The sequence below is a fragment of the Sphingobacterium sp. B29 genome (genome assembly GCF_001952815.1).
Classification (GTDB): Bacteria; Bacteroidota; Bacteroidia; order Sphingobacteriales; family Sphingobacteriaceae; genus Sphingobacterium; species Sphingobacterium siyangense.
Window position 1 is genome coordinate 3,660,404 of sequence record NZ_CP019158.1, and the last position, 26,176, is coordinate 3,686,579.

Annotated in this window: 27 protein-coding genes; 16 read left to right on the forward strand and 11 right to left on the reverse strand. The window is 38.2% G+C overall.

The window, feature by feature from the left end; translation table 11 throughout:
• Positions 1-44 precede the first annotated feature (44 nt).
• The 3 genes from BV902_RS15460 (at position 45) to BV902_RS15470 (ending at position 2,203) form a co-directional block, all read left to right on the forward strand.
• Positions 45-545, forward strand: coding sequence for an RNA polymerase sigma factor (locus tag BV902_RS15460; RefSeq protein ID WP_075992704.1), 501 nt, complete (start codon positions 45-47; stop codon positions 543-545).
• Between the two features lie 77 nt (positions 546-622).
• Positions 623-814, forward strand: a complete 192-nt coding sequence (locus BV902_RS15465) for a hypothetical protein (RefSeq protein WP_075992705.1) — start codon at positions 623-625, stop codon at positions 812-814.
• A 414-nt stretch (positions 815-1,228) separates the two neighbouring features.
• The gene (locus BV902_RS15470; protein ID WP_075992706.1) at positions 1,229-2,203 is read left to right on the forward strand and encodes a DNA topoisomerase IB; all 975 of its coding nucleotides are present in this window, start codon (positions 1,229-1,231) and stop codon (positions 2,201-2,203) included.
• On the opposite strand, the gene BV902_RS15475 is transcribed toward BV902_RS15470, so the two are convergent.
• Complete coding sequence (locus tag BV902_RS15475) at positions 2,200-3,405, reverse strand: NAD(P)/FAD-dependent oxidoreductase (RefSeq protein ID WP_075992707.1); 1,206 nt, start codon at positions 3,403-3,405, stop codon at positions 2,200-2,202. The two genes, BV902_RS15470 and BV902_RS15475, sit on opposite strands and share 4 nt — an antisense overlap.
• A 128-nt stretch (positions 3,406-3,533) precedes the next feature.
• Here BV902_RS15475 and ku point away from each other — a divergent pair, with 128 nt between their 5' ends.
• The 5 genes from ku (at position 3,534) to BV902_RS15495 (ending at position 7,840) form a co-directional block, all read left to right on the forward strand.
• The gene (gene ku, locus BV902_RS15480) at positions 3,534-4,289 is read left to right on the forward strand and encodes a non-homologous end joining protein Ku (protein ID WP_075992708.1); all 756 of its coding nucleotides are present in this window, start codon (positions 3,534-3,536) and stop codon (positions 4,287-4,289) included.
• A gap of 17 nt (positions 4,290-4,306) precedes the next feature.
• Positions 4,307-4,459, forward strand: coding sequence for a hypothetical protein (locus BV902_RS27570; RefSeq protein ID WP_172840694.1), 153 nt, complete (start codon positions 4,307-4,309; stop codon positions 4,457-4,459).
• A 6-nt stretch (positions 4,460-4,465) separates the two neighbouring features.
• Complete coding sequence (locus BV902_RS15485) at positions 4,466-5,092, forward strand: hypothetical protein (RefSeq protein WP_075992709.1); 627 nt, start codon at positions 4,466-4,468, stop codon at positions 5,090-5,092.
• Positions 5,093-5,258: 166 nt separating this feature from the next.
• Positions 5,259-7,427 (forward strand): GAF domain-containing sensor histidine kinase, encoded by a 2,169-nt coding sequence (locus BV902_RS15490; protein ID WP_075992710.1) that lies wholly within the window; start codon positions 5,259-5,261, stop codon positions 7,425-7,427.
• A gap of 113 nt (positions 7,428-7,540) precedes the next feature.
• Positions 7,541-7,840: a hypothetical protein gene (locus tag BV902_RS15495; RefSeq protein WP_075992711.1), complete on the forward strand. Its 300-nt coding sequence runs from the start codon at positions 7,541-7,543 to the stop codon at positions 7,838-7,840.
• A 7-nt stretch (positions 7,841-7,847) separates the two neighbouring features.
• Here BV902_RS15495 and BV902_RS27760 read toward each other — a convergent pair whose 3' ends face one another.
• The 3 genes from BV902_RS27760 to BV902_RS15515 form a co-directional block, all read right to left on the reverse strand.
• Positions 7,848-9,866 (reverse strand): glycoside hydrolase family 43 protein, encoded by a 2,019-nt coding sequence (locus BV902_RS27760; RefSeq protein WP_216640359.1) that lies wholly within the window; start codon positions 9,864-9,866, stop codon positions 7,848-7,850.
• A 266-nt stretch (positions 9,867-10,132) separates the two neighbouring features.
• On the reverse strand, positions 10,133-10,789 hold the full coding sequence (locus tag BV902_RS15510) for a response regulator transcription factor (RefSeq protein ID WP_075992712.1): 657 nt from the start codon (positions 10,787-10,789) through the stop codon (positions 10,133-10,135).
• Positions 10,790-10,799: 10 nt separating this feature from the next.
• Positions 10,800-11,510, reverse strand: a complete 711-nt coding sequence (locus BV902_RS15515) for a hypothetical protein (protein ID WP_157626104.1) — start codon at positions 11,508-11,510, stop codon at positions 10,800-10,802.
• 369 nt (positions 11,511-11,879) lie between these two features.
• Here BV902_RS15515 and BV902_RS15520 point away from each other — a divergent pair, with 369 nt between their 5' ends.
• From BV902_RS15520 to BV902_RS15530, 3 genes are all read left to right on the forward strand, one after another.
• Positions 11,880-12,386, forward strand: coding sequence for an RNA polymerase sigma factor (locus tag BV902_RS15520; RefSeq protein ID WP_075992714.1), 507 nt, complete (start codon positions 11,880-11,882; stop codon positions 12,384-12,386).
• A gap of 170 nt (positions 12,387-12,556) precedes the next feature.
• The gene (locus tag BV902_RS15525; RefSeq protein ID WP_075992715.1) at positions 12,557-13,279 is read left to right on the forward strand and encodes an SIMPL domain-containing protein; all 723 of its coding nucleotides are present in this window, start codon (positions 12,557-12,559) and stop codon (positions 13,277-13,279) included.
• A gap of 374 nt (positions 13,280-13,653) precedes the next feature.
• Entirely contained in the window at positions 13,654-14,988 is a 1,335-nt protein-coding gene (locus BV902_RS15530) for a GH1 family beta-glucosidase (RefSeq protein ID WP_075992716.1), read from the forward strand.
• Between the two features lie 19 nt (positions 14,989-15,007).
• Here the strand turns inward: BV902_RS15530 and BV902_RS15535 are convergent, their stop codons facing one another.
• On the reverse strand, positions 15,008-15,820 hold the full coding sequence (locus tag BV902_RS15535) for a hypothetical protein (RefSeq protein ID WP_075992717.1): 813 nt from the start codon (positions 15,818-15,820) through the stop codon (positions 15,008-15,010).
• A gap of 108 nt (positions 15,821-15,928) precedes the next feature.
• On the opposite strand from BV902_RS15535, the gene BV902_RS15540 reads away from it, so the two are divergent.
• Positions 15,929-16,411: a hypothetical protein gene (locus BV902_RS15540; RefSeq protein ID WP_075992718.1), complete on the forward strand. Its 483-nt coding sequence runs from the start codon at positions 15,929-15,931 to the stop codon at positions 16,409-16,411.
• A gap of 103 nt (positions 16,412-16,514) precedes the next feature.
• On the forward strand, positions 16,515-16,859 hold the full coding sequence (locus BV902_RS28720; protein WP_420833024.1) for a ribosomal maturation YjgA family protein: 345 nt from the start codon (positions 16,515-16,517) through the stop codon (positions 16,857-16,859).
• 2 nt (positions 16,860-16,861) lie between these two features.
• Here BV902_RS28720 and BV902_RS15550 read toward each other — a convergent pair whose 3' ends face one another.
• Complete coding sequence (locus BV902_RS15550) at positions 16,862-17,380, reverse strand: VOC family protein (RefSeq protein ID WP_216640360.1); 519 nt, start codon at positions 17,378-17,380, stop codon at positions 16,862-16,864.
• 260 nt (positions 17,381-17,640) lie between these two features.
• Between BV902_RS15550 and BV902_RS15555 the strand changes: the two genes are divergently transcribed.
• Entirely contained in the window at positions 17,641-18,666 is a 1,026-nt protein-coding gene (locus BV902_RS15555; protein WP_075992720.1) for a threonine aldolase family protein, read from the forward strand.
• Positions 18,667-18,760: 94 nt separating this feature from the next.
• Here the strand turns inward: BV902_RS15555 and BV902_RS15560 are convergent, their stop codons facing one another.
• From BV902_RS15560 to BV902_RS15575, 4 genes are all read right to left on the reverse strand, one after another.
• Entirely contained in the window at positions 18,761-19,477 is a 717-nt protein-coding gene (locus BV902_RS15560) for an MIP family channel protein (protein WP_075992721.1), read from the reverse strand.
• 127 nt (positions 19,478-19,604) lie between these two features.
• Positions 19,605-21,785, reverse strand: coding sequence for a DUF4838 domain-containing protein (locus tag BV902_RS15565; RefSeq protein ID WP_075992722.1), 2,181 nt, complete (start codon positions 21,783-21,785; stop codon positions 19,605-19,607).
• 248 nt (positions 21,786-22,033) lie between these two features.
• Positions 22,034-22,414: a response regulator gene (locus tag BV902_RS15570; RefSeq protein WP_075992723.1), complete on the reverse strand. Its 381-nt coding sequence runs from the start codon at positions 22,412-22,414 to the stop codon at positions 22,034-22,036.
• 169 nt (positions 22,415-22,583) lie between these two features.
• The gene (locus BV902_RS15575) at positions 22,584-23,663 is read right to left on the reverse strand and encodes an NAD(P)H-dependent flavin oxidoreductase (protein ID WP_075992724.1); all 1,080 of its coding nucleotides are present in this window, start codon (positions 23,661-23,663) and stop codon (positions 22,584-22,586) included.
• Between the two features lie 178 nt (positions 23,664-23,841).
• Between BV902_RS15575 and BV902_RS15580 the strand changes: the two genes are divergently transcribed.
• Both BV902_RS15580 and BV902_RS15585 read left to right on the forward strand, forming a co-directional pair.
• On the forward strand, positions 23,842-24,834 hold the full coding sequence (locus tag BV902_RS15580) for a 2-hydroxyacid dehydrogenase (RefSeq protein WP_075992725.1): 993 nt from the start codon (positions 23,842-23,844) through the stop codon (positions 24,832-24,834).
• Between the two features lie 35 nt (positions 24,835-24,869).
• Entirely contained in the window at positions 24,870-25,781 is a 912-nt protein-coding gene (locus tag BV902_RS15585; RefSeq protein ID WP_075992726.1) for an EamA family transporter, read from the forward strand.
• A 4-nt stretch (positions 25,782-25,785) separates the two neighbouring features.
• On the opposite strand, the gene BV902_RS15590 is transcribed toward BV902_RS15585, so the two are convergent.
• Positions 25,786-26,124 (reverse strand): winged helix-turn-helix transcriptional regulator, encoded by a 339-nt coding sequence (locus BV902_RS15590; RefSeq protein ID WP_083663640.1) that lies wholly within the window; start codon positions 26,122-26,124, stop codon positions 25,786-25,788.
• Positions 26,125-26,176: the final 52 nt, after the last annotated feature.

Sequence of the window (26,176 nt, forward strand, 5' to 3'; positions counted from 1 at the left end):
CTCCATGTATCAAATAAACATCAATCAATTTAAAAAACGGTACTATGAGCAATTCCAATTTGAATATTTTAGTCGAGGAAAAAAGAAGTCTTTTGAAACATTTTGCTGGAAAATTCACCAATGATCCCGATGAAAAAGAGGATTTAATTCAAGAGACGCTTATTCGTGCATTGAAATCGATCGATGATTTTATCCGTCATCCAAAATTAATGTCGTGGCTCTACGTTATTATGAAAAATGTTTACATTAACCAATATCGTAAAGCCAAACGTACAAACGACATCCATGAAACATACATCGGTCTAGAAAGCACGAACACTGTAGAATCCAATAAAAGTGACAACAAGTTTATCGCTGATGATATTCAAAAAGCGATGTGCAGTTTGTCCGAAGAAAATTATCAAGTATTTCAATTATTCCTTGAGGGATACAAATACCATGAGATCGCCACCTATTTTGGCATGCCCGAAGGAACAATCAAAACAAGGATACATATGACGCGAAAAAAGCTTCAAAAACAGCTTAAAATTTACAAATTAAAATAAAACAAAATGTAGCTTTTGAGGTTATTTACCTAGAGTAACTTAACCAGATAGCTGACAATTCGCTAAATAATAAATATATGAAATCAGAAGTTAAAACAAAAAATCAGCACAATATGGTCATTACGCTGATTATCTGTGGCGGTCCCATTGGAAAGGGAAATGGTAAGACCATTGTACAAGCGGCCGTTACGGACACATTAGACAAAAATCAAACTAAAGTAGAGACAGAAAAAGCTAAAAAATCTTCTTCTGTAAATAAAACAAAATAGATGAGAATTTACTCATAGAACATTTGAAATTTATCCATAGAAAGGGTTGTTTTTGTTAAGAAAGTAACCCTTTTTAGTATATTTTTCTTTCTATTTACATGATAGTCCGCCCCCCCGCCCCCTTTTCCTGTATAAAACCCTTGATTTATGTAAATAATACGCATCTTATCTTTTTTGAAAACTGGAGAGACCTCTCATCCGTTCTTACAAGAAAGATTAAAAATTCACTCATCAGCATGATACAATGGAAACCAACCTTATAAATGACCATAGAATGATCATCGATCTTATACAGATCAACCATGATCGAATTGCTGATTAACAAATGGCAACTGATATGGTCTCAAGCATCCACATAAGAAATTTAAATAACATTTTTGGGTTTAAGCATACATTGACTTTGGAGATTATTATATGAAAGTAAAAGCTGGTTATACAAGAAAGAAAATAGGCAAGTCTTTTAAATATTTCGATACATCAGGAACAGAAGTATCTGATAAAAAGATCTTAGAAAGAATTATGAAACTGGTTATTCCACCCAACTGGAAGGATGTATGGATTGCCAAAAGTAAGACCAGTGATCTGCAAGCTTTTGGATTCGATCAAAAAGAGCGTAAACAATATATCTACCATACGAAATTCGTTGACCAACGGCAAGCGGCAAAGTTCAGCAATATTCTTTTTATGGGTAAATATTTACAAGAATTAAGAAAGATCAGCACTAAACATCTAAAAAAACAGGTCTGGGATATGGATAAATTGTGTGCAATTGCTTTTAAAATTATGGACAGCACATTAATTCGTATCGGCAATAAGCGCTATACACTGACCAATAAGTCATATGGCCTAAGTACACTGGAAAAAAGGCACGTCACCATCGAAAACAACACGATATCTTTGGCTTATAAAGGTAAAAAGGGTGTTTTTCAGCAAAAGTCATGGTCCAATAGGCAACAAGCTAAGCTTTTGGAAGAACTTTTAAAAATGAAAGGAAAAAGGATATTTCAGATTGATAGTGCTACGTGCGAAAGCACGTTCTGCGGTGCGGCCTTTAATCAGTATCTCCGGGAGAATTCTACAGGTCAGATCAGCTGTAAAAGCATTCGTATTTGGGGAGCCAGTCGAGAAGCTTTTTACCAGCTCGCCCAAACAAAACAGGCTGAGTCGCTTAATGCCCGAAAAAGACAGTTAAACAAAGTCATTAAACATGTTGCTGAGCAACTCGGCAATACAAAGACTGTTTCACAGACTTATTATATCCATCCTGCCATACAACGTTTATTTATGGAGGGAAGATTCCCCAGTATAAAAAGTAAATTACCGCTTGCGAAATTAGAGGATAAATTGTACCGTTTTCTGCTTAAACACACCGATAAGGCAATTGTTTAACGTCCAAACCTAAACCATTCGTCCAATGGATGGCTTAGGTTATTCATCCAGCATGATGCCATATCCATGGCGGCAACAGAAAAAGTGATACCATTTCCACCGAAACCACACACAAAGTATGAGTTTTTAAACTTTTCATGTTTTCCAATATAGGGCAATCCATCTTTGGTTGTTCCAAAAGTACCAGCCCAGGCGAAATCTGCATGAAAGACCCTATCGGTAAAAATTTTGTTAAATGACTTTTCCAATTTAAGTGATTTCGCTGAAATGAGACTATCTCGCTTGATGGGGTCTTTAAATTCTTCATCTTCTCCCCCAATCAGAAACCTATGATCATCTGTGGTACGCATATACAGATAGGGTTCAGCAGTATTCCAAATGAGCAGATCGCGATACCGATCATAATTGTCTTTATCGACTTCTGACACGATTGCGAATGTACTCAATAGATCGACAAATTTTTCAGGAATAAGGTTTGTCGTTTCGTATCCTGTACAATAAATAATTTTCTTCACTTTGATTTTAGCTCCTGTCGAAGTGGTTACAAGATTATGCCCCGACTTATATAATACAGAGCCTAAGGCTGTTTTGTCGAAAATCAATAATCCCTTTCTAACGTTGTATGCCAGCAGTTCATGTGTAAAGCAAAAGGCGTCTATGCTTGCCCCTAAAGCCGAGAGAATTCCAGCATAAGCGCCATGTATAGCATAACGAGCCCTGATATCTTGTTCCGTTAACCATTTAACATCAAAACCCGCCGCTTGTCGGGCTTCAAACTCTTGCTTCAACCAGGAGATATCTTTTTTCCTTGCCGCGTAGTAGAGTGACTTTTTTGTTTGAAAACCAGCTTTGGACCGGATTTTCTTTGCAATTTCCCCCAATTTGACAATTGCTTCACCACAGGCTCTGTAGCTCGCTATTGCGCCCTCTTTACCAATTAATTCCTTTAATCTATACAAAGGCACATCAATTTCATATTGCAACATAGAGGTTGTTGCCGCCGAACTCCCATTCACAATTTCACGCTTGTCGATTAGAATACATTTCTTTCCATCGTTTATGCATTGATGTGCGATCAGCGCCCCTGTAATGCCGCCCCCAACGACAAGAATATCACAGTTAAGATCATCTTGCAAGGAAGGATAACTGTTTAGAAGACCGTTTTTTATTAACCAGAAAGGTTCATTTGACTTTAAATCCATTGTAATAAAAGCTTATTGAATGTTTGTATAACTATTTCTTTTCAGAAATAGTTTGGTTGGCATTTTATTAAATTTCAAACCATTTGAGCATTACCAAGGTTATCCTATTAGCAATTAATAGATTACTTATGCGAGCAATTTGGACGGGGGCTATTGGTTTTGGTTTGGTCAATATCCCAATTAAAATATATAGTGCAACGGAGAATGCAGCTTTAGATCTGGATATGCTTGATCGAAATGATCTATCCAATATTAAATTCAAGCGGGTAAATGAACAAACCGGCAAAGAAGTAAAATGGGACAATATCGTTAAGGGATATTTCATGAAAGACCACTATGTCGTGCTGGAAGATGCAGATTTTGAAGACGCAAGTCCGGAGAAGACCAAACTTATCAATCTTCATGCTTTTGTCAAACTGATGGATGTAGACAGTATATATTTTGAAACGCCCTACTATCTGGAGCCACAGAAAGGTGGAGAAAAAGCCTATCAGTTATTGCTCAAAGCATTAGAAAAAACTAAAATGGCGGGCTTAGGGTCGTTCGTCATGCGAAATGTAGAACATCTAGCTCTTATAAAGCCCTACCAAAATGCATTGGTTTTAAATAAAATACGTTATCAACAGGAAATTAGAGCACTTGATGAGCTTAAATTACCTGCTGCAATTAAAATTCAAAAAGCAGAAATGGATATGGCTACACAGCTGATCGAGCAACACAGCACATCCTTCGATATCAGCAGCTATAAAAATGAATATATGGACGAGCTCCTCAAAATAATCAAACAAAAAGACAAGGGTAAACGTCCTACCATTCGAAAGATGAAAATAGAGCATACAAAAGCAGATGATTTGCTTGCAAAACTTAAAGCAAGCCTTGGTTAAACAAAACACCCTGTGCCATGATACGTAAACTAAAATCGGGTCAATATCGAATATATGCCAAGCATCCTGATAAAGAGACTAACCGACGTCGGAATCTGGGTACTTTTGATACCCTTGAGGAGGCAAAAAAACACGAGCAAGAAATTCAATATTTTAAGCATAAGAAGTGAAATAAGATGAAGAATATCATACCAGAACAGAAAGAAGGCAAGCAACTGGATTGCTTTGAATCCCTCGAGTTTCCAAGTGAGGCTATTGCCGATTTAGCCTATACTTCGGCTATAAACAATCTTAGAAAGGTCAATCATTGGTATGAACTCGCTCAGATTCCTTCCACTGTATTTCAATTAACGACGGGTTATGGTACTCCAATAGATCGTTTACTCGAATTACACGATTATATCAGACTCGATATTCCAGGACCGGGACTTCCCAGTAGTAATGGTTATGATTGGGTGAATGTAGTCAGCCTCATATCAGACAAAACGGACGATTATAGGGTTTTTGCCATAACATTAAAACCTTGCCCCGATCCAAGCCATCCTGGAGATAAAAATACAGCTCATTTTTTTGAAGGGATTTCATCTTCTACCTTTTTGATCGAACAACGGAGGAATAGTATTTTGTTCCAGTACGCTGGAAGAAACGAGATCATCAATGTCGACAATGAGAATATAAGTGATAATGTCAGGAATTATGTTATTGGACTAGCAGCTAAAATTGGGGCATCTTACCCACAATGGAAATCACTTCTTAAAGGGATGGCTCATGCAATCGCCAAAGAGTTTAATGTTCAGCATTAGTTCCTTCTGCCGAACGGAAATTGGCAGCTGCTTTAATTTAAAAGTAAAAAAAAACCAATAAGACAATTTTATATAACTTTATAACATTCTGTTAGCAAAGATTCGATCTATGTAGTCGTAATTTTTTTTGTATATTTATGTATATCATAAGAAGTTTTGGGGTATTATGAATCATACATTTCAACCGAACAATCAAACCATCATTACGCTTCAATCTTTTGGCAGTCTGGTCATCTTAGATCGACATTTTAATGTCGTTGGGATAACCGAATCTGTCGTAAATGATCACGACGCCAAAGAGAACCTATTAGGAACTCATTTCTTTGATAGCTTTAGCAATACATTCGGTGAAGCGTTATCCAAAATCAAGAATGCAGTAACTGATCTACTTGAAAACGGGCAGTCGCGCCATATTATACCCATTAAAATGAGAAAAGAACGTGTTTATGTAAAATTGCGAAGACACGATGAATACTTCTATATCGAGTGGGAACAACAACACAAAAAATACATTGCTGCAAAAAAAATAAATGAACTTAATTTTTTGCTAGATACTATTCAACCAAATAATTGGGACCGTGTTTGTTCGGCCATCAACAAATTACTGAATTACGATCGGGTTTTCGTTTTGCAGGTTCAGGAAACGGGTTATAGTTCCGTGATTGCGGAACATACAGCAGATGGACAAGCTCATTTCAAAGGAATGGAGTTCTCGAAAGATTTCATGCCCGAAGAGGTCTTGTCGTACTATCGGAGCTATTCATATCGATATGCTCCCAATATTAATATCGAGGGACAAGAATTCTATTATACGGACGAAGGAATTGATCCGGTCTCGAGCTTATTATCACCTTTACCAGAACTTCACCGGATTTTTTTAAAAAAGATAAATGTCGAAAGCGCCTTGTTTTTTAGAATCTGTATCGATGATGACTTTTGGGGTCTTGTGGTCGCACAGAATGATGAAGAGCGGGTGGTCGATCTGCAGCAGCGAAAACTATGTACGTTTGCCATCCAGGCAGCCACCAGCAAATATGAGAGTCATGTCAAACAGAATCTGTTGGAAAGAACGGAGCTTCTTAAACTCGCTGAAGAAGAGTTAAAAAGGAGCCTTTCTGAAAATAAAATGGTGAATTGTGCTTTGATACAACATATGGATATTCTTACCCAGCTGGTCAATGCAGATGGATTGGCCATATTCAATCAGGGCGATGTCTTTAACTATGGTCACTCTCCGCAGAAAGCACAATTTTATGAAATCATTCAATTCCTGCAGAAACATACCGATAAAGCGCTCTTCAAAGATTATAACTTTCGGCTGAATCATCAGGATAACTTTAACGATAAACTTGATTTTGCGGGTCTCATGTATCTAAAGGTTGGCTTGGAAAACGATTATTACCTGGTTTGGTTTAGAAAGGAAAACCGCAATCAAGTGATGCAGATGGAGCTGAAAAATGAGCCGCATGAAAACAAACAGCTCAAAATTTGGGAAGATATGCGCTATGACGTTGCCAAACCCTGGAATGATGCTGAAATCAATTTTGTCCTTCGTCTGAATCAGATTATCAAGGAATCCATTTTTGCAAAACTAAAGGAACGTCAGTTGCTGAATGAAGAGCTTCTGAGCTTGAACAATGAGTTGGAAATGTTTACACATACCCTTTCTCATGATTTAAAAAATCCCTTGTCCATCTTAAAAATGGGCATACAGTTTCTCCAGCAGCACTCCGACAATATTGATTTTACAAAAATCAATAAGTGGTACCAGAATTTCAGCAGAAGCGTTACAAACATTGAAGATATTATCAACAATATGGTCCAGTTGAGCCAGCACCGTTCCAGCGTTTTAGACAAGGAACCACTTCCTATGGCCTATACAATTCAGCGCATATTTCAAGAAAACAGCATTTTATATAACGCCAATAATTGCCAACCCACTTTTGGTACTCTATTACCAATTTGGGGCGAAAAAAGTGCCGCGTATCAAATTTTTTCAAATTTAATTGTTAATGCAATAAAATATTCTGCACAAGCAGACAGGCCTTTAGTGACAATAGATAGCTCCAACGAAGACAATTATACCCATTATCGGATTAAGGATAACGGTATTGGCATACCAAGTGACCACCTACCCCACATTTACGAAATGTTTACCAGAGCCGACAATGTGGGATCAATACCTGGTACGGGCATTGGGCTTTCGCTGGTGAAACGGATAATGGAACGATTGGGAGGAAGTATCGAAATTGAATCAGAGGTTGGTGTAGGCACCGTCGTCCACCTTTATTTCCCTATTGTTAAACCATTTCCTGAGCAAATGCTACTTGATTGATCGTTGTTTCAAATCCTGAACTCTTTCAAACTATTTTCCATCTAAAGTTGTTCATTTAAGGAGAGTATATCATCCAATAAAAAGGATCGTATCACTTAAAAAAGAAATTGAAAATGGAAGAGATATTGCAACATGCAGTAGTAAAACGAGGTTTAATTATTGCCTATTATTTTAGTAACATCTGGTATCGTAAAGGATTGTTCGGGGAACGTACTATTCCCGATTCAAATGACACTGATCCCATCGAACATCCTGAACCTGATATAGATGAAACCGATCCTGAAGAAGAGGAGAATATCAACTACACACATAAAAACCCGCAGCCAAGAAACAGTATAAGTCCTGGAAAGAAGTCTGCCGCTAACTGGGACGAAAATGTAGAAAATCGGGCCATATCCAAAAAGACAGATTGACCCAGGGTCAATCTGTAAAGATATTCAACTGTCCTTTTTCATCAAAAAAAACATCGCTAATAAAAACGATACGCTGATCTCCCGTCTTTAGGGTGCGGCCATGATATACACAGCGGATTTTTCCCTCCTTGTCCTGAAATAAACTATTATGCCCAGTGCCCGAAACCACTCCACCTCTATTGGTATTCTTTTCAATGATCGGATTAGATGCCGATTTTTGATAGCTTCCCAAAGGAGCAGTTGCTGTTGCGTAGCCAACAGCATAATTGGCTCCTGCAAAATAATTGGCCGAATACATCATGTAGTATAATCCGTTTTCTTTGACCAAAAAAGAACCTTCCGTCCATCGTCTATTGACCTCACCTGAAGTTACCGATCTACTTTCCCATTCTGATTGAGCATCGTTCATCGTAATTGGGGGGCGCATTAAAAGAACCGGATTCCCTATCACCTTTGTCATACTGCTATCCAATTCGACTCCGTAAACCCAGCTTTCTTCAATATTCTTATAGCCAAATTTCTTTTCTGCCCAAGTTGCAATTTCTGATTCCACAGGATGTTCGTAGCAGCAGCGTGAATAGAACAGATAATTTCTATGGTCTGTATCTCTAAAAACATTCGCGTCAATGATGGGATATCCAGGATCAAAAATAGGTTTCCCGCTCAGATCTTTAAATGGCCCCAATGGACTATCCGACACTGCAACTCCTATACGATAGTTTTCCAGGTGTTTTTTCGGATTTTCTTTCCAATGAGCACTATAATACATGTAATATTTGTTATTCACACGATAGACCTCTGGCGCCCAGAAATCCTTTTCCCCCCAACCATTCGGCTGTTTGGCATCGTATACTTTTCCCTCCTTTTTCCATGTCTTTAGATCTTTGGAACTATAGGCTATAAATCCATTTTCAGTCCCGCCGGTTCCATATAAATAGTATTGATCCGAAGGTGGATCGAATACAATAAAAGGATCACCAAAGGCTACATCTGTTTGATAGGATTTTCTAGGTTGTCTCGATCGTTGATCTGTGCTTAAAAATCGAAACTTTGCAGTTTCGAATTGGGGAACCAAGACACCGCTGCTATTTGCCACAAATTGAATCGGTACTATGGCTGTCCGCCGAGGTGCAACTTTTTCATCTGAAAAATGTGTATGACAGACGTAATACCATTGCTTTCCTTTTTTGAAAATGTCGCCATGTCCAGTTCCGGCAAATCCGCTATTTTTTCGGCTTAATGCTGGCTGACCTTCTAGTTTTTTCCAGGGTCCATAAATATTTTCGGCGATAGCAACACCCACAGCGTAGTCCTTATTCCGAAAATCATTTGCCGAATAGAACATATAATAATATTTTCCCTCTCGAATGATGGTGGGACCTTCACTTACTGTCCAGTCGGCATTTGCCGTATTTTCCCAGGCAAGTTCTGCATGGAGACATTCTTTCAGCGTTTCTTCCTTTATTCCGGAATAATCTGACTTCAGCTCCGCCACAAAAATTCTATTCCCTTCCTTTAACCTTACATGAAATAGGTATTTTTTTCCATCTTTATCGCGGAATACAAACGGATCAATTTGCTTTTGTCCGATAGCAATTGGCACTTTAGCTGTTTGCTTAAAAGGACCCGCTGGAGCATCACCGACTGCGATTGCAATATGCTCATCGGCTGTGTAAGCCATATAAAACTTACCATTCTCAAACCATACTTGCGGTGCCCAAAAACCTTTTGATCCAAAGATATCGCCCTTTACAGCCGCAAAACCTGAATTAATTCCCTCCGGACTTACCCAGGAATCTAAATCCTTGGACTGGTATACTTTAAAACCCTGTTGTTCATCATGATCACCATTCGTACCATAGAGGTAATAATTTCCTTTGTGATAGAATATGGTCGGATCCGCTTGAAAAATGCCATTTATCGGCATGTGCACATTTTCAATCTGATCTTTGTTTACAGTTTGCGCAAATGTACTTTGGACAAAAAACAGCAAGAGAGCAATAGGCAGCAAATATATTTTGTTCATTGATTATAATACATCATATAGGTGAAAACCTAAAATTGAACAAATATTTGCTAAGATTGGAGGTAAATCGTATCAATTGAATATCATTTTGTATCAGATTAAAAATCTCCTGATAAATTTATTGAAATCCATTCCTCTTCTATTCCCACAACCCCATTTTTTATCCAGACTTTTTCTATCCGAAAACATTTCGATATATACACCAACATACTGACACTATCTTTACGGATCAAAATTTCCCTGATCATTTGCCCGCAAAATTTTCGCTAATTCAAAATTCCTCTTTCAAAAGCAAACTTAACCAGATGTGCCGTGTTTTTTACTCCCGCTTTGTCTATGAGGTTCTGACGATGGCCCTCAACAGTACGCTTACTTAAAAAAATCTTATCTGCAATTTCGACATTCGTGTAGCCTTCCGCAATCAGTTTTAATACTTCCAATTCCCGTTCCGAAATATCAAAATCCGTTTGCAATTCTCCTGGGATCTGCGCATAGCTTTGACCAGAACGGACTTGATCTAAAAGTATCATGGCGATCTCTTCGCTCATGTACCGTCCGCCGTTAGCAATATGATTCAACCCGAAAAGCAATTCGTGATAGCCAACATTTTTGACCAAATAGCCAGCCAGACCAGATTCAAACGCCTCAATGACATAATTAATCTGATTCAGCATGGATAGTATAACCACTTTAATAGATGAATACTGTTTGTTTAGGACCTGAAGCAATTCCATGCCGTCCATTTCATCCATACTGATATCCGTTAAGACGATATCAGGAACAGGATTTGCACTTAGGAAGTCGAGCGCCTCTTTGCCATTCGACGCTTCGCCAACAACTTCAAATCCTTCTTGAGATTCTAATAGTAATTTTATTCCGTTACGTACAACCATGTGGTCTTCAACCAATAGGATTTTTATCATTATTATCTTTTTAAATAGTCAATTTTAGTAAAATACCTGTCGCAAGCGTATCATTCATAATCCGCGCATTATAGAGCTCAGCAATCTTTATCAAACGCATTGGGCTGTCTTCGAGTTTTAATACTGACAAGGCTTCTCCTTGTTTGAAAAACGGCGATACTTTGACAAAGATTTCAAATTCGATTACCTGCACTGAAATTGAGATCGCATGTGCGGGTACTTCATCATTTAAGTACTGAAAAATAGCTGTCAGGAGCTTAAATAGATGAACTTGTGCCTGTTGATGCAGCTCTCTCAGATGAGGATCAAGAAGGATATCAATTATAAAACCAGATCGTTTCTTGTAACTGGCAACGGCTTCATCAACGGCGTGAAAAATTCCCAGGTCATTTAATATGGGATTGTAAAGCAATCCCGCTTTATTGCGGATTTCTATAACTAAGGTAGTCAATGAATCACGTAGGCAACGTAATTCTTCAAAATCGCCATAACGATTAGTAAAATTCTGAAGCGATATACGCATTCCGTAAAGCTCCTGAGCCAGTTCATCGCGAAAATACCGTCCTATTTTTCCGATATCATCCTGTTGATTTCTAATAATCGATTTATAAAAATCTTCTTGGCTACCGTCCCATACCTCCTTTAACTCCGCCTGATCTTTTAGACCTTCAGATTGGCCTTTCGGTCCATCTGATAGGTCAAAATATAGTTTTTTGTTCACGTCCCCCATATTGTTTTCCATTTCATGTTGTAACTAATAACCACTTCAAGGCACGAACAGTTTTAAAAATTAACACCTATTTAGCTAAAAGATGTATTCTTTAAAGTACTACGTATAAATACGTGCAAGAAAAAGATAAATGGGGGAATTTAGACAGGAAAACACTTGTTGTTAAAGTAAAAAATTTCAAATAAAGCACCAATACACTTAGTGAATAATCCGCGCAAAACACTGTACAACAACAATTTAGAGTAATAAATAAATCTACTCGGTTGATAACACTTGCCTCAATCCATCCTTCCAAATTGTTTTTTCTAGCATCTTAATTGCAGAGAATGTAGAAAAGATAGACACTTAAAATTTGATAATATGGAAAATACAACAATCGATCAACTGTTTAAGGAAAAAAGGCCTACGTTAAAATATTTGGCAGCGCAATTTACGAACGATCCGGATGAACGGGAAGATTTGGTTCAAGAGACCATGGTGAGGTCACTAGCATCTATCGAAAAATTCCTGAAACATCCGAAATTGATGTCTTGGCTCTATATCATTATGAAAAACACGTATATCAATCAATATACACGTAACAAAAGGTTAGAAAATTACAGAAGCGAATACATCAGCACTGGTTATCGCAATGAAATAACAACCAATCGCGGAGAAGATAATTTTGTTGCTTCTGATATACAGCATGCGCTCAATAATTTATCGAAAGACTATTATGACGCCTTTGCTATGTTTTTGGAAGGATTTAAATATTATGAAATTGCAGAGCATTTGCAAATACCGGAAGGAACTGTGAAAACACGTATACACATGGCACGAAAGTCCTTGCAAAAACAGCTTAAGATTTACTCAAAAAGTATTAATTAAAAAAAATAATCTTATTTAAAGAACAAAAAGCAGGCTATAGCCTGCTTTTTGAATTTACACCCCGTTATTTTGGCTAATATTGTTTTAGTCACTGCCCCTACCTCTGAATATATTTATTATATTTAGGGTGAAACTTACTAATTAAAATATCACTTTGAACATCATGTAATATGAAAAAGCAAACAATCGCTATATTTTTTATATGCTTGAGCAGCATAATTTTAATATCGTCGTGTGGTTCGGTATCAAAGGAAAGTGAAAACAGAATTCGTGTAAGTGGCGAAGGAAAGATTAGGATCATGCCCGACCAGGTCACCCTGACCATCAATACGACTTTCACAAAACCCAGAATGGTAGACGCGGTACGAGAAACACAAGCAACAGTCGACACCGTAATAGCGTTGCTCCAAAAATATGGACATCAAAAAGAAGATATCAAAACGAGTAGCGTGTCTGCAAATAAAGACTATCAATACATTGGTAATACCAATAAATTTATAGGTTATCAAGCACAGCAAACAATCGATTTCGTTTTACATGATTTATCGAAATTCACAGAATTAACGGGAAAATTGCTAGAAACAAAAATTAGTGGAATCGGTTCCATCTCATTTGACCACTCCAAAGCAGATAGTATTTTAAGAGAGGCAGATCTTATTGCATATGATGATGCTTTAAAATCGGCAAAAAAACTTGCATCTAGGGCTGACGTTAAAATTGGTAAACTGTTATTTTTGTCCAATGATGGAAGCGCATCCAACGAATCAACGCAGTACAGAACGGGGATGGCTTTAGAAACATTCAATAAAGGCTATGGTGGTGAAGGTTTTAAAATTGCTCCCGAAGTTTTAGAATTTAAAAGAACGATATTTACGGAATTTGAAATCAAATAGAGGCCACACCGATTCTGTCTCCAATCAACCAGCTTCATCGATTCAATAGTTGAATGAAAAAATAACGCTCGAGGGATAGTGTTTTAGCCGTTACGCGGACGAATTAGCTACCGATGATCATCGAACTATTTTTTCGTATATTTAACATATAGTTTATATCCAGTTCATATAAGTTCTGTTACTTTATAATGCGATAATTAATGTAGTCAACGGAGTTAATGTATCTATTATGAAAACGATAAACTATTTTTTCCAGCGGATTATATTTAGAATCTTTTTAGGTCGATTCAGTTCATTCTATTCACCATTAAGATTCCACAAAACTTAATTGTTTTTAAAAACGGCATTGAGGTCCGATAATTTTATTTTTGTAAATGCTATTAACCAAAGATGCCTTTGGCAAAGATTTTATTTGGGGAGTTTCTACAGCTGCCTACCAGATTGAAGGAGCACATGATTTGCATGGAAAAGGCCCTTCTATCTGGGATATATTCGTCAAAAAAAGAAACCGTATATTTCAAAATCAACATGGTAATGAGGCCTGTGATTTTTACAATCGCTATGTTCAGGACCTGTATTTGATGCAGGGAATGCATATTCCTAATTACAGATTCTCTTTATCATGGAGTCGTATATTTCCTGCTGGTATTGGTGCGGTAAATCAATCTGGATTGGATTTTTATGATCGTTTGATCGATTTATCCCTTGAGTTAGGGATAACACCTTGGCCTACCTTATATCATTGGGATCTTCCACATGCATTGGAAAAGAAAGGTGGCTGGGTAAACCGTGATGTGAAAGATTGGTTTGGAGAATTTGTTTCCAAATGTGTGCAAACCTACGGGGACCGGGTCAAGCATTGGATGGTTCTCAACGAACCTACAGTATTTACTGCTGCAGGTTATTTCTTCGGTGTACATGCGCCAGAGAGAAAAGGTCTGGGCAATTTTTTGGCTGCGGCCCATCATGCTGCATTAGCACAGGCTCAAGGCGGCCGAATTATTAAGTCTTTACAGCCTAATAGCGAAGTAGGAACGACTTTTTCTTGCTCCCATGTTGAGCCCTTTACGTCGAAAGACAGAGACATTCTTGCGGCAAAGAAAGCAGATGTATTGCTCAACCGCCTATTTATAGAACCGCTACTAGGAATGGGCTATCCAACACAAGAGATTAAAATACTGGGTAGAATTGAAAAGTATATGCACGCGAATGATGAGCGAGATCTGAAATTTGATATGGACTTTATTGGCGTACAAAATTATACACGGGAAATTATACGATACGCCATGTTCGTTCCTTATCTTCAAGCGAAGATAGTATCGGCGAAAGAGCGCAAAGTTGAGATGACCGAAATGAACTGGGAAGTTTACCCAGCCTCCATTTATTATATGCTCAAGAAATTTAGTGCCTACCCTAATATCCCCACTTTAATTGTTACCGAAAATGGTGCAGCATTTCCTGATCAAATTGAAAATGGTTTAGTGCATGACCCCAAAAGATTGAGCTATTTACAGCAAGCTTTACAGCAGGTTTATCGCGCAAAACAAGAAGGAATAAATGTCAACGGGTATTTTGTATGGACATTCATGGACAACTTCGAATGGGCTGAAGGATACCGTCCAAGATTTGGACTAGTTTATGTTGATTTCAACAATCAACAGCGCATCGTCAAATCCTCTGGACATTGGTACGGAGACTTTTTAAAATAAATAAATGGCTTTTCCATCGTTATGAACGATATATCAAATTTGTAATTTTCAATAAAATCAGGCCAAGAAACAATGCGGCAACAATACTAAGTATTGTGACCAATGTATTCCTTCCGTTGTCTGCAAAAAAATAGATGGATAGTCCAGCCAACATACATGGAATACCGATAACAATAAGCTTGACCCAATATATTCGGTCTTCTTCCTTACGGATAATTTTTGTTTCAACTGCGGCTAAAACATCCGGTCTATTCTTTCTAAAATATTCGAGAATAATTTCGATTTCTTCTGAACGCAATTCACGAGGACGTACAATCTGCTGTTGTAAGGCAATAACTAAACTATTTCCATCTCGTTGAACTGAAATAACTGCTGACATTGGAAAGCGCTTTTTATACCCCATAGGGTTCATTGCATATCCTTTGTAGTCACTGTTATCTGGACTTAAACATACAAAATACTCCGAACTCATTGCGAAGATCACATCGGTATGTTCCTGTTTGGTTTCTTTCCATATAACGATAGCAGGCTTAATGGCTGCTAGTAATAGACATTGGAAAATAAATATACCAAAAGACAAGCTGAATATCCATGACAAAGAAAATGAAAGGAGTAAAAAAGCGATGATAAACCAAATAACATTTGACCAAAAGTCAATTTTCCGCTCGATTAAATAGAAGATAATGACGCAGACTATTGGCGCAATACCGGCTTTCCAATCCCAAAATATACTCACAATTCCGAGAATTGAAAACAGCGCATAATTCAACAGCTGAAAGTATGCTGACTTCCGCTGAAAATTAGTTCTTTTAATTTCAATGATATTTTCCAATGCTTTCTTTAATGAAATAGCAAAATCTCTGTCGCTAAGATAGCTCTGATTGCATAAATATAAATATCTTTACTAAAATAAAAATGCGTAAAAATAGAAGCCACTGCTATGAATACCTTTCAATTTAAATCACATAATGTTAAAAAGGGCTTGATCTTTGGATTTGGTTACCTAATTGTTGTATTTATCCTATGCTGTTTAATTTTTGGCGGTATAAACGGACTAGCCGATGCAGTAAACAATTTTGGTTCGGCAAAAGGTCTTGGGATATTGGTTGCTGTCGTTGTAATCGGTCCCCTAGTCATACTATTGCAATTCATCAATCCCAAGATAGAAATACAAGTTGATAAAAATAACTTATCTATTAAACAACCGAGAAAGGAGGACAAAATTATTCCGTTAGAAGTAATTCATTCCATGGAAATAAATCATTCCTTGGTTAACCAACTTCAACTGTTCGACCAAAATGGAAAACTACTTACGACTATTCACCCTCAAAACGATATGAATGTTATTTTCTCCATTGCAAATATAATCGCGCAACAGGGTGGATTTACACAAAAAAAAAGGAACCAAAAAGATCTTTGGTAATCCCGTTGAAACGAGCTCATATTTCAGGCAATAACACTGTAGCACATTCGTTTCGATGAAACCAAAAATACACTATCTACTTTGCGTTGCTTTAACCATCTTCATGGGTTTGTTGTCACGGAAAATATCCGCCGTTCCTACCATTACCGGCGATGTACTTTATGCGGTTATGATTTATTGGTTGTCACGTTTTTTATTTACGAGGAAATCGTTATTATTTTCTTTTACGACGACACTTATATTTTGTTTTGCCATCGAATTTTTACAGCTTGTACAACATCCTTTACTTATATGGATAAGAAACAATCCGCTTTTGCGGCTCGTGTTTGGACAGGGCTTTTTATGGTCGGATCTTGTGGCTTACTGCCTGGGAACCGTCGGAGCTGCATGCATTGATTATCTTAATTATCAAATGTTAAAGACAGACCCTACGTTAAGAACTAAATAGACCTACTTCGTAGTTTTGGCCCCCAAATCGATGCCCATCTTTTCATAAGCAAGATCATTGGGCTGCCAAAGCTCTATTTTGTTTCCTTCAATATCCATGATATGAGCAAATTTGCCGTAGTCAAAGGATTCGATCGTATCAAGTACCGTAACGCCCTCCTTCTTCAATTCTTCGATTAAAAGCTCAATATTGGCTACCCGATAATTGATCATAAAATCTTTTTCCGAAGGGCCAAAATAGGAAGAGCTCTCTTTAAAAGGGCTCCATTGCGTAAATCCCTTTTTCGTACTGTCGGCTCCCTGATGCCACTCAAATACAGCGCCGTAAGAATTTGTAGCCAGTCCCAAATGATCGGCATACCAAGCGCTTACTTTTTTAGGATCTTTACATTTGAAGAAAATTCCACCTATACCGGTTACTCTTTTCAACTCGGTGGATCGATATGAATGGCTCAAGTTATTAAAAGCATATCCCATTCCAAATGCCAGCGAAATACTTGCAACAAATATGAATCTTTTCATAATTTAATAAGGACAAATCAGTTATTCTGCCTTCTCTCCCGAATTTAATCATTAGTTTTGACAAAACATTTACGGTGCTCCAGAAAACATTCTTATTCTACAACATCAATACTTAAAACGCATAGCTTTTGTCCTAATTTTTTCCAGATCAAGATTGTTAAAAAATGAGATTGTATGTATACATTTGACCTACACAAGACTCGAGCAGCCTACCCTAGGAAAAGAGTTTAATAAAGCATCCGCATTAAATAGATAAATTTATGTACAACTTTAAAAATGACTATTCAGAAGGGGCACATCCCCGCATTTTAGATAAGCTTATTGAAACGAATCTGATACAGCAATTGGGCTATGGGGAGGATGACTATTCCAATGAAGCCAAATCGATTTTGAAGAAAAAGATAGCTAATCAGCAAGCCGTTATCCACTTTTTATCTGGGGGCACACAAACGAATCTTCTTGTCATATCTTTTCTTTTACGTATCCATGAAGCAGTGATCAGTGCAAAAACAGGGCATATATCTGCAAATGAAACTGGTGCTATAGAAGCAACTGGACATAAAGTCATTACTGTTGAAACGTCTGATGGAAAATTGACACCTAACGATATTACTACGGTACTCAAGGAACATGCCCTGGCGCCACATGTGGTAAAACCAAGAATAGTTTATATTTCTAATTCCACTGAAATCGGCACAATATATTCTTTGGCAGAATTGGAAGCGCTATATGTGTGCTGTCAGCAGCAACAGCTGTTACTTTATTTGGATGGCGCACGATTGGGCCATGCTTTGACGGCGAAAAACAACGATTTAACCTTTGCAGCTATTGCTAAGTATACTGACGTTTTCTACATTGGCGGAACAAAAAACGGAGCTCTTCTGGGTGAGGCAGTTGTGTTTAACCGTCCCGAATTAGCCGTAGATTTTGACTATGCGATTAAGCAGAAAGGCGCCTTGCTCGCCAAAGGCAGAGTGCTTTCAATTCAATTTCTAACGCTATTTCAGGATGATTTGTATCTTGAGCTGGCATTAAGAGCTAATTCGCTTGCGATGCGTATGGCGAAGGCCATCAAAGGCAAAGGATATTCCTTTTTAACGGAATCAACCACCAATCAGATTTTCCCCATTTTACCTAAATCGCTCATCGAAGCACTGCTTATAAATTATCAATTTTATATATGGAAGGATATCGATTCAGATTATGCAGCGGTTCGTTTGATCACGTCCTGGGCTACGGACGAGAAACAGGTTACTAACTTTATAAGTGATATATTGAATTCCTAGGGATTGTTCCGCCCCAACCAATAAATCTTATATACACGAAAGCGCCCAATAGGTAATCTCTTACGTATTGGGCGCATCTTATAAAATTGAAAAACTAGTCTTTAGGTTCAAGGGCTTTCCATACCCCTGCTGCTACAGCTGCCCCTACTAATGGTGCTACAATAAAGAGCCAAAGCTGCGATAAAGCCTGACCGCCAGCCAGAATCGCTGGCCCAAATGAACGAGCAGGATTAACCGAGGTACCTGTTACAGGAATAGCAACCAAATGGATCAAAAGAAGCGTAAAGCCGATTGCAAGCCCAGCCATTGTGCTGTTTCCTACCTTCGAAGTTGTTGCCAATATCACAAACAGAAAAATGAAGGTTAACACGGCTTCAATCAAAAAGGCGGAAGCAGTACCATACTCGTTTTGATATCCTTTACCCCAACCGTTTGAGCCATACGCCCAGTCTCCTGCCGTAAATCCGGCCAATTGCCCACTTAAAATCTGCTGAAGGACAAATGCCCCCAAAAGTGCACCAATAAACTGAGCAACAATATAGACAACCGCATCCTTGGCAGACATTCTACCTGCCAATAACACACCAACGGTCACCGCAGGATTGATATGACAGCCTGAAATTCCACCGATCGCGTACGCAAATACCACCACCGAAAGACCGAATGCGACAGCAATACCCAAAAGACCAAGACCAGAAAGCCCAGCTGTGGTATTGGCTCCTGCAATAGCGGCCGCACCGCAACCAAAAAGTACCAAACCAAATGTTCCAATTAGTTCGGCGATAAATTTTGAAGATGTTTTAATTTCCATATGAATCTGTTTATAACTTAGTTAACTCTAATTTAATCATTTTCCGTATAAAATTATACTGCTCAATAAATTATTGTAGAACAATATCCACACCGCTTTAAAACCAACGTTAATAAGCTTTTCTATATTAATTTAACCAGATTTCATCACAGGCTATAAGAGGCTTTCGCTTAGGATGATACCGCCATTCGGGTAGTTTTGCCAAAGGTGCAGCATAAACTCGGATCACTTTAACACTGTCATTTAATAATACTTGATAAGGTATCTTGTCCAAGGTGTAATCCTCCTCAACGGATTCAAGCTTACTGAGAAATACATCTTGGAAATCTTTTCCATTCTTAGATACCGAAATTCGAATTTCTTTTGGTGGAAATATCCAATGTCGCGCATCCTTTAGAAAATTAAGCGCTATGGTATCTATTCGCCTTTCCTTTTCAAAATCAAAAGTAATATCCATCGGCTCCCCGTTCCATAGCAACCAATTATAGCTATAATCCATATAGCCCGGCACACTATCTGTAAGTGTTTTTAGCCCATTGGCAGGGAAAGAAGGATCAAATGGATATCTCAACTTAATATTTGCTTCAGAGGCCTTATTTGCTCTAACGCCGGCTTTGAATATTTCAGACCACTCCTTTGCATAACTATCGGGTGATGCGCCACCTTCGGCAAGCTCTATAACGCCCAATTTTTTTGCATCTTCAACAAATTGTGTTACTTTACGACCTACCTTTGGTCTCACACCCCAACGCTCCCCCTCTTGTTCAAATATGCCATGTTGATGCGGTCCATAGAATCTTGCTTGTTGCAAATAGGTATAATCCAACCCAAGTCCAATACGCCTGACACGGGATTCCAATAAAGGATTACCTTCACTGGCTATTTCCGCTTTTTCTAATAATGTACTATATTTATCCATGGCCTCTGGACTTAAAAAGTCATGTCTATTATCGATCGGGTTTCCGTAAATAGATAAAGCTGATGAAGGCCCAGGCAAGTGATTTCTTCGTTCAGCAAGGTATGCTTTAATAAAGGGTGCAGCCTTGCCGTAATAACCCTCGATAAACTCGTTGGTTAGCTGTTCTTCTGAAAGCGTCGTATCCCAGGCGAGGTTAGCCAATATATAGGCATTTAGCTCTGCCATATCGCTATAAGTCGCTCCTCCACCTTGCAAAAAGACCCCTTCGACACCTTGCGTTTTCAAATATTGTAGACTTTCCTGCATGGTTCCTTGGATCGGAAATGGCGCAAGATAATTGGTGAACTGTGTCAGATAATCCCATACAAATACATGCTTGGCTTTAGCTTTCCAAGCTCCTAATTGTCTACGAAAAGTTGCTGCTGATGGTTCGCTTCCAATGTCATTTTTTCTAAAAGCATCGATATTACTTAATATAACAGAAACATTATCGGCAACCCTGAGGTGTGTTGGGGCGTTTGCTGATTCTAAATACGCCAGTGTTGTAATTTTTTTTTCGGGAAATTGTGCGGCCACTCTATTCACAAAGTGAATCAGTGAGCCTTGCGCTCCACCTTCCCGCTTATCAATAGCCTGACAACGATCGCAAGTACAGCTTCCGATATCGTCATTGGCCGCGATAGACCAATAAGTAGCTGTGGGATTTTCGCTTATCCTACGCTTGAAATAAGCTACTGTAAGATTAAAAACGTCCTCGTTAGATAGACAAAGTTGAATAGGTTGGTGTTTTCCATCATAAAGGGAGTAATACTCCGGATGTTCTTTAAAATAAACTGATGGCGGCAATATTTTACTGAAAGTGTGCCCCCAATCTCCCCAGCGTTCTTCCAAATTATGTAAACCATACCAATCCATATACTCCTGATCTAATTCAACAGGGAAATAAACCTCTCTAAACTCAAAATTTGGTTTGGAATAAATCTTAAGATCTGAATCCACTGCCAGGAATGTCAATTTTGGAACATATGTATTTTCTTTACCTACATACCACTTTCGTCCGCCAATAATATCCCTGACATAACGATATGCCGCAAATAGCACACCTTTACCACTTCCCTTGAGATAAATATTCTTTCCTACAGCTTGTATGGAATAACTGTCTTCGGGAAACGTATTAGTTATTGAGCTTTTTTCCAAAATAATGGCATGTGTGACTTCGCCTTTAGCTTGTATTGCAAAATTTACGCCTGTACTTTCTTTTGTAAAAGTGTTTATCACTGCAACCGCTTTTTGTAAAACAGGATCATTTGCATCCGCTTGAATGACATAATCCGTTCTCCCTTGATCAACCAATGTAATTCTTTCTTTACCCTGAACTATCGTTACCATTGACAATAGACATAACATAAACTTCCACATCATATTAAAAATATTTCCTTAATGATAGATTTAGGTCATACTGATTCATAAATCTATTTTCAGCAACTTTGTAACAGCTCCAACCGCCCATGAGTGTAAAACCCCAGTTGTCTATACGATGTTACCAGCCAGCGTTAATTGATCGTGATCCCCCCTAAATAGACCAGCCCTCACCTTCGAAAAAGGATCGAATGAAATGGATTATATGTTCAATTTTACTAAGCATGACCTATTCTTAATCGTACTCGAGATATAAGTTCTGACGGAGAGATAGGCTTTTTAATATAATCATTGGCTCCGACTTCAAAGCCTTCCACAATACTATTATCATCACGGTAACCAGAAATAATAATAACAGGTACCTGATTATTCGTATCGCTTTTCCGAATGCGATTGATTATTTCGTAACCATTAGCAAAAGGTAATGCCAGATCTGTTATGACCAAATCAATGGTTTCGTCAGAAACCAACGAGAGCGCTTCCTTGCCAGATTTAGCAAGTAATAGGTCATAGCCCTCCCTTACAAGAACAAATTGCATTGTGCTTAATAGAATCTCATTATCTTCGATAACAAGAATTCTCTTTTTTTCGTTCCCCATAGCGGTAAAATTTTAGTTTTTCACGGTGACACAAAGTTTCAAAAAAAAAAAGAGAATTCGTTGTAGATTAACCACTACAACTCCGTTTAAATAATTTAAACAAAGATTTTAGTTATTAGTTTTAATTAAAATGACCGTATGTTGACAGGAGGCGGACGCTATTATATTATTAAACAACTAAACTAGTATGCAAATTTTCAACTTCTCGGATTAACGTTTGCATAATATCTGTTGTCGAAAGTTCACTGTAAGAATGGATCGATTGTCCGGCCCAAATATTTACAAAATCGACATTTTTATTGGCCTTGGCTATTCTTCGTAATTCCCCGGTGAGTTTATTTTGATAGGGATATGGTAAGATGTATTGCGACTTGTCCAAAGCTTCAATAAATGTATTCTTTATACCTCTGGCATAGCGCCCTGAAAAACTCCTTGTCAAGACAATATCTGATTCCTGAACATGAGAAAGACGCGCTTTCTCAAAGTCCAGCAGTGCGCTTTCTTTAGATTTGAGCAATAAACTGCCAATCTGAAAACCATTGGCACCTAATAACTTTGCAGAATGGATCGTGCTTGCATTATATAATCCACCGGCATAAATAAGCGGAACGTTTACATGCTCTTTCACTTGTGGTAGCAGAGAAAATCCGCCAATCTCAGGAACAGGTGCCTCCTCAAAACTTCCGCGATGTCCCCCAGCTTCTAATCCCTGTACACAGATCACATCAATACCAGCTTCTTCCAAAGCAATTGCTTCTGCCACTGAAGTGCATGTACCAATAATCATCACATCATTGTCTTTCAATCGTTTTATACTCTGTGCATCCAGATTTCCAAAAGTAAAACTCACAACTTTACACTGATGGCTTATGATCGCGTCAATTTGTTCCCTGTAATCTGTAATATGGATGCTATCGAGCTCCGGTAAAGCTACTTCTAAACCATATTGCAAAGCTAACTGTTCCACAAAAACCTTTGTTTCATTATATGCCAGCCTCAAATTCACTGAAACTTCAGGAACATGATTTACAAAAATATTGACTGCAAAAGGCTTCTTGACATATGCAGCGGTTGAACGAATAAGCTCACTACAGCGTTCTGCTGGTAGATCACCCAACGATAACGACCCGAGCGCTCCGGCACGCGATGCTGCAATGACCATTTCTGGTGTGGTAACACCAAACATGGGTGCCTGAATAATCGGATAATCAATACCTATTAATTGTGTAATTTGATTTGACCATTTCATATCGGAAGTAATTAATATGCTTAAGATTCAACTAAAATAGCTTTCATGTGATTGTTCTAATTTAAGCTATTTTAAAACAAATTATACTATAATACTAGAAAATCATCCTGCATTGCGATTCCAAATAAGCGATTTATACCGTATATTTATACTATAGTATTACGTCACAAACAATTTTATGAAAATCGCTTTCTTTTCGACAAAACCATACGACAGATTATTCTTTGAGCAAGAAAACAGCACCTATGGCTTTCAGTTTAATTTTTATGAAACGCATTTAGGTCCACACATTGTCAATGCTATTGAAGATGAGAAGGTAGTCTGCGCATTTGTCAATGATAAACTTAACCGGCAAGTTATTGAAGTACTTGCTCAAAAAGGTGTTGAGCTGATAGCCTTACGCTGCGCCGGCTTTAATAACGTTGATCTGGAAGCTGCCAGGGAATTTGGGATAAAAGTTTGTCGGGTGCCCGCCTATTCCCCTGAAGCGGTCGCTGAACACACCATGGCCATGTTATTGACATTGAATCGTAAAACACATAAAGCCTATAATCGCGTACGGGAGCAAAATTTTGCATTGAATGGACTTTTGGGATTTAATCTCCATCAGAAAAAAATTGGCGTTATTGGTACTGGAAAAATTGGAAAGGCTTTTATCAAAATCGCATTGGGATTTGGAGCAAATGTAATTGCCTATGATTTATACCCAGACCAGCAGCTTACGGCACAAGGTGTCAATTACAGATCGTTGGATGAAGTCTTCAAAGAATCAGATATTATTTCTCTTCATTGCCCGCTTACTCCCGAGAACCACTATCTCATTAATAAGGAGTCATTGGACAAGATGAAAGATGGGGTAACAATTATTAATACAAGCAGAGGCAATCTAATCAATACCAATGATGCTATTAAAGCGCTTAAAGAACGGAAAATTGGCTTATTAGGTATTGACGTCTATGAACAAGAGGAAAAGTTGTTTTTTAAAGACTTATCGACAACAATTATTGAAGATGAAACAATACAATTATTGATGAGTTATCCGAATGTTTTGGTTACGGCGCACCAAGCTTTTTTTACCACAGAAGCATTAACAGAAATTTCTCAAAGAACGCTTCGGAGCATCTCCGACCTATCAACCAAAGGGATCACTGACGCAGAGGTCTTGCTATAGCAAGACTTCGTATCAAATTTAGTTCGGATAAAACAATGAAAAACCATGTTTTGAAAGGATTCCTCTTGGCATTCGGGGCGGCTATTCTTTGGGGGGTATCGGGTACTTTTGGCCAATTTCTTTTTCAGAAAAGGGCAGTTAACGTAGAATGGCTTATTACGGTACGAATGCTTGTAACAGGTATTGTATTATTGCTTTTGGCTGGAATACACAAGAAAAATGAGATTTGGCAGATTTGGCGTCATCGTAAAGATAGTTTAGCACTTTTTCTATTCAGTATTTTCGGTGTATTAGCCGTCCAATATACTTATTTTGCCGCCATAAATTATTCCAACGCTGCTACCGCAACAGTGCTACAATATACTGGTCCGGTCCTGATCGCAATCTACATGGCGTTGAACAAGAGAAAATTCCCTTCGAAAGTTGCCTGCCTGGCCATACTTTTAGCTATACTGGGCACATTTCTTTTAGTCACACATGGGAATTTTGGTTCTCTCTCGATTTCTCCGCTCGCATTATTTTTTGGTTTAATGTCGGCTGTTACGCTTGCTTTTTATACACTACAACCAATCCACTTGTTAAACAAGTATAATGCGGCAATCCTTATCGGTTGGGGAATGCTATTGGGAGGTCTCGTTTTTTGCTTTGTCAAACCTCCTTGGGAAGTTGATGGAATCTGGGATATATATACCTATAGCTACACTGCTTTTATTGTAGTCTTTGGCACACTAATCCCTTTTTATGCTTATCTAACAGCTGTTAAGCTTATTGGTGGACAAAAGACAAGTCTTCTGGCTTCTGCCGAGCCTCTATCGGCAGCCCTATTAGCTGTCTTGTGGTTAAATACGCCATTTAGAGAAACAGACTGGATAGGCACTTTTTGTATTATCAGTACAATCGTCTTATTGGGCATCAGCAAAAATGATGAGCAAGAAGGGATAAGCTAAACGCCTACCCCCTTTCGCGTTTGTAATCTGACCACCACTCATCAAGTCTTTCAATGACGGGCAGTAAAGTTTTACCTAATTCGCTAAGTTTATATTCCACGCGTGGTGGCGATTCAGCGTAAATCTGTCTACATAAAATACCATCACGTTCGAGCTCACGGAGCTGAACAGTCAATGTCGTTTGCGCCAGATCTTCCATTTCCCGTCGTAGCTCACCAAATCTTTTGGGGCATTGTTTAGCAACAGCCTTAATGAGCAAAACTTTCCATTTTCCACCTATTATCTTAAAAATTCCATTGACATCACAGCAGGCGCCAAAATTTTCACTTTTTTTTTCATTCATAATCACCTCATACTGACCATTAGTTCATAATAACATACCAAGTATATAATTT

Coding starts and splice junctions, on each gene's coding strand:
- BV902_RS15460 (WP_075992704.1), top strand. CDS start 45: ATGAGCAATTCCAATTTGAATATTTTAGTCGAGGAAAAAAGAAGTCTT.
- BV902_RS15465 (WP_075992705.1), top strand. CDS start 623: ATGAAATCAGAAGTTAAAACAAAAAATCAGCACAATATGGTCATTACG.
- BV902_RS15470 (WP_075992706.1), top strand. CDS start 1,229: ATGAAAGTAAAAGCTGGTTATACAAGAAAGAAAATAGGCAAGTCTTTT.
- BV902_RS15475 (WP_075992707.1), bottom strand. CDS start 3,405: ATGGATTTAAAGTCAAATGAACCTTTCTGGTTAATAAAAAACGGTCTT.
- ku (WP_075992708.1), top strand. CDS start 3,534: ATGCGAGCAATTTGGACGGGGGCTATTGGTTTTGGTTTGGTCAATATC.
- BV902_RS27570 (WP_172840694.1), top strand. CDS start 4,307: ATGATACGTAAACTAAAATCGGGTCAATATCGAATATATGCCAAGCAT.
- BV902_RS15485 (WP_075992709.1), top strand. CDS start 4,466: ATGAAGAATATCATACCAGAACAGAAAGAAGGCAAGCAACTGGATTGC.
- BV902_RS15490 (WP_075992710.1), top strand. CDS start 5,259: ATGAATCATACATTTCAACCGAACAATCAAACCATCATTACGCTTCAA.
- BV902_RS15495 (WP_075992711.1), top strand. CDS start 7,541: ATGGAAGAGATATTGCAACATGCAGTAGTAAAACGAGGTTTAATTATT.
- BV902_RS27760 (WP_216640359.1), bottom strand. CDS start 9,866: ATGAACAAAATATATTTGCTGCCTATTGCTCTCTTGCTGTTTTTTGTC.
- BV902_RS15510 (WP_075992712.1), bottom strand. CDS start 10,789: ATGATAAAAATCCTATTGGTTGAAGACCACATGGTTGTACGTAACGGA.
- BV902_RS15520 (WP_075992714.1), top strand. CDS start 11,880: ATGGAAAATACAACAATCGATCAACTGTTTAAGGAAAAAAGGCCTACG.
- BV902_RS15525 (WP_075992715.1), top strand. CDS start 12,557: ATGAAAAAGCAAACAATCGCTATATTTTTTATATGCTTGAGCAGCATA.
- BV902_RS15530 (WP_075992716.1), top strand. CDS start 13,654: ATGCTATTAACCAAAGATGCCTTTGGCAAAGATTTTATTTGGGGAGTT.
- BV902_RS15540 (WP_075992718.1), top strand. CDS start 15,929: ATGAATACCTTTCAATTTAAATCACATAATGTTAAAAAGGGCTTGATC.
- BV902_RS28720 (WP_420833024.1), top strand. CDS start 16,515: ATGGGTTTGTTGTCACGGAAAATATCCGCCGTTCCTACCATTACCGGC.
- BV902_RS15550 (WP_216640360.1), bottom strand. CDS start 17,380: ATGAAAAGATTCATATTTGTTGCAAGTATTTCGCTGGCATTTGGAATG.
- BV902_RS15555 (WP_075992720.1), top strand. CDS start 17,641: ATGTACAACTTTAAAAATGACTATTCAGAAGGGGCACATCCCCGCATT.
- BV902_RS15560 (WP_075992721.1), bottom strand. CDS start 19,477: ATGGAAATTAAAACATCTTCAAAATTTATCGCCGAACTAATTGGAACA.
- BV902_RS15565 (WP_075992722.1), bottom strand. CDS start 21,785: ATGGTAACGATAGTTCAGGGTAAAGAAAGAATTACATTGGTTGATCAA.
- BV902_RS15570 (WP_075992723.1), bottom strand. CDS start 22,414: ATGGGGAACGAAAAAAAGAGAATTCTTGTTATCGAAGATAATGAGATT.
- BV902_RS15575 (WP_075992724.1), bottom strand. CDS start 23,663: ATGAAATGGTCAAATCAAATTACACAATTAATAGGTATTGATTATCCG.
- BV902_RS15580 (WP_075992725.1), top strand. CDS start 23,842: ATGAAAATCGCTTTCTTTTCGACAAAACCATACGACAGATTATTCTTT.
- BV902_RS15585 (WP_075992726.1), top strand. CDS start 24,870: ATGAAAAACCATGTTTTGAAAGGATTCCTCTTGGCATTCGGGGCGGCT.
- BV902_RS15590 (WP_083663640.1), bottom strand. CDS start 26,124: ATGAATGAAAAAAAAAGTGAAAATTTTGGCGCCTGCTGTGATGTCAAT.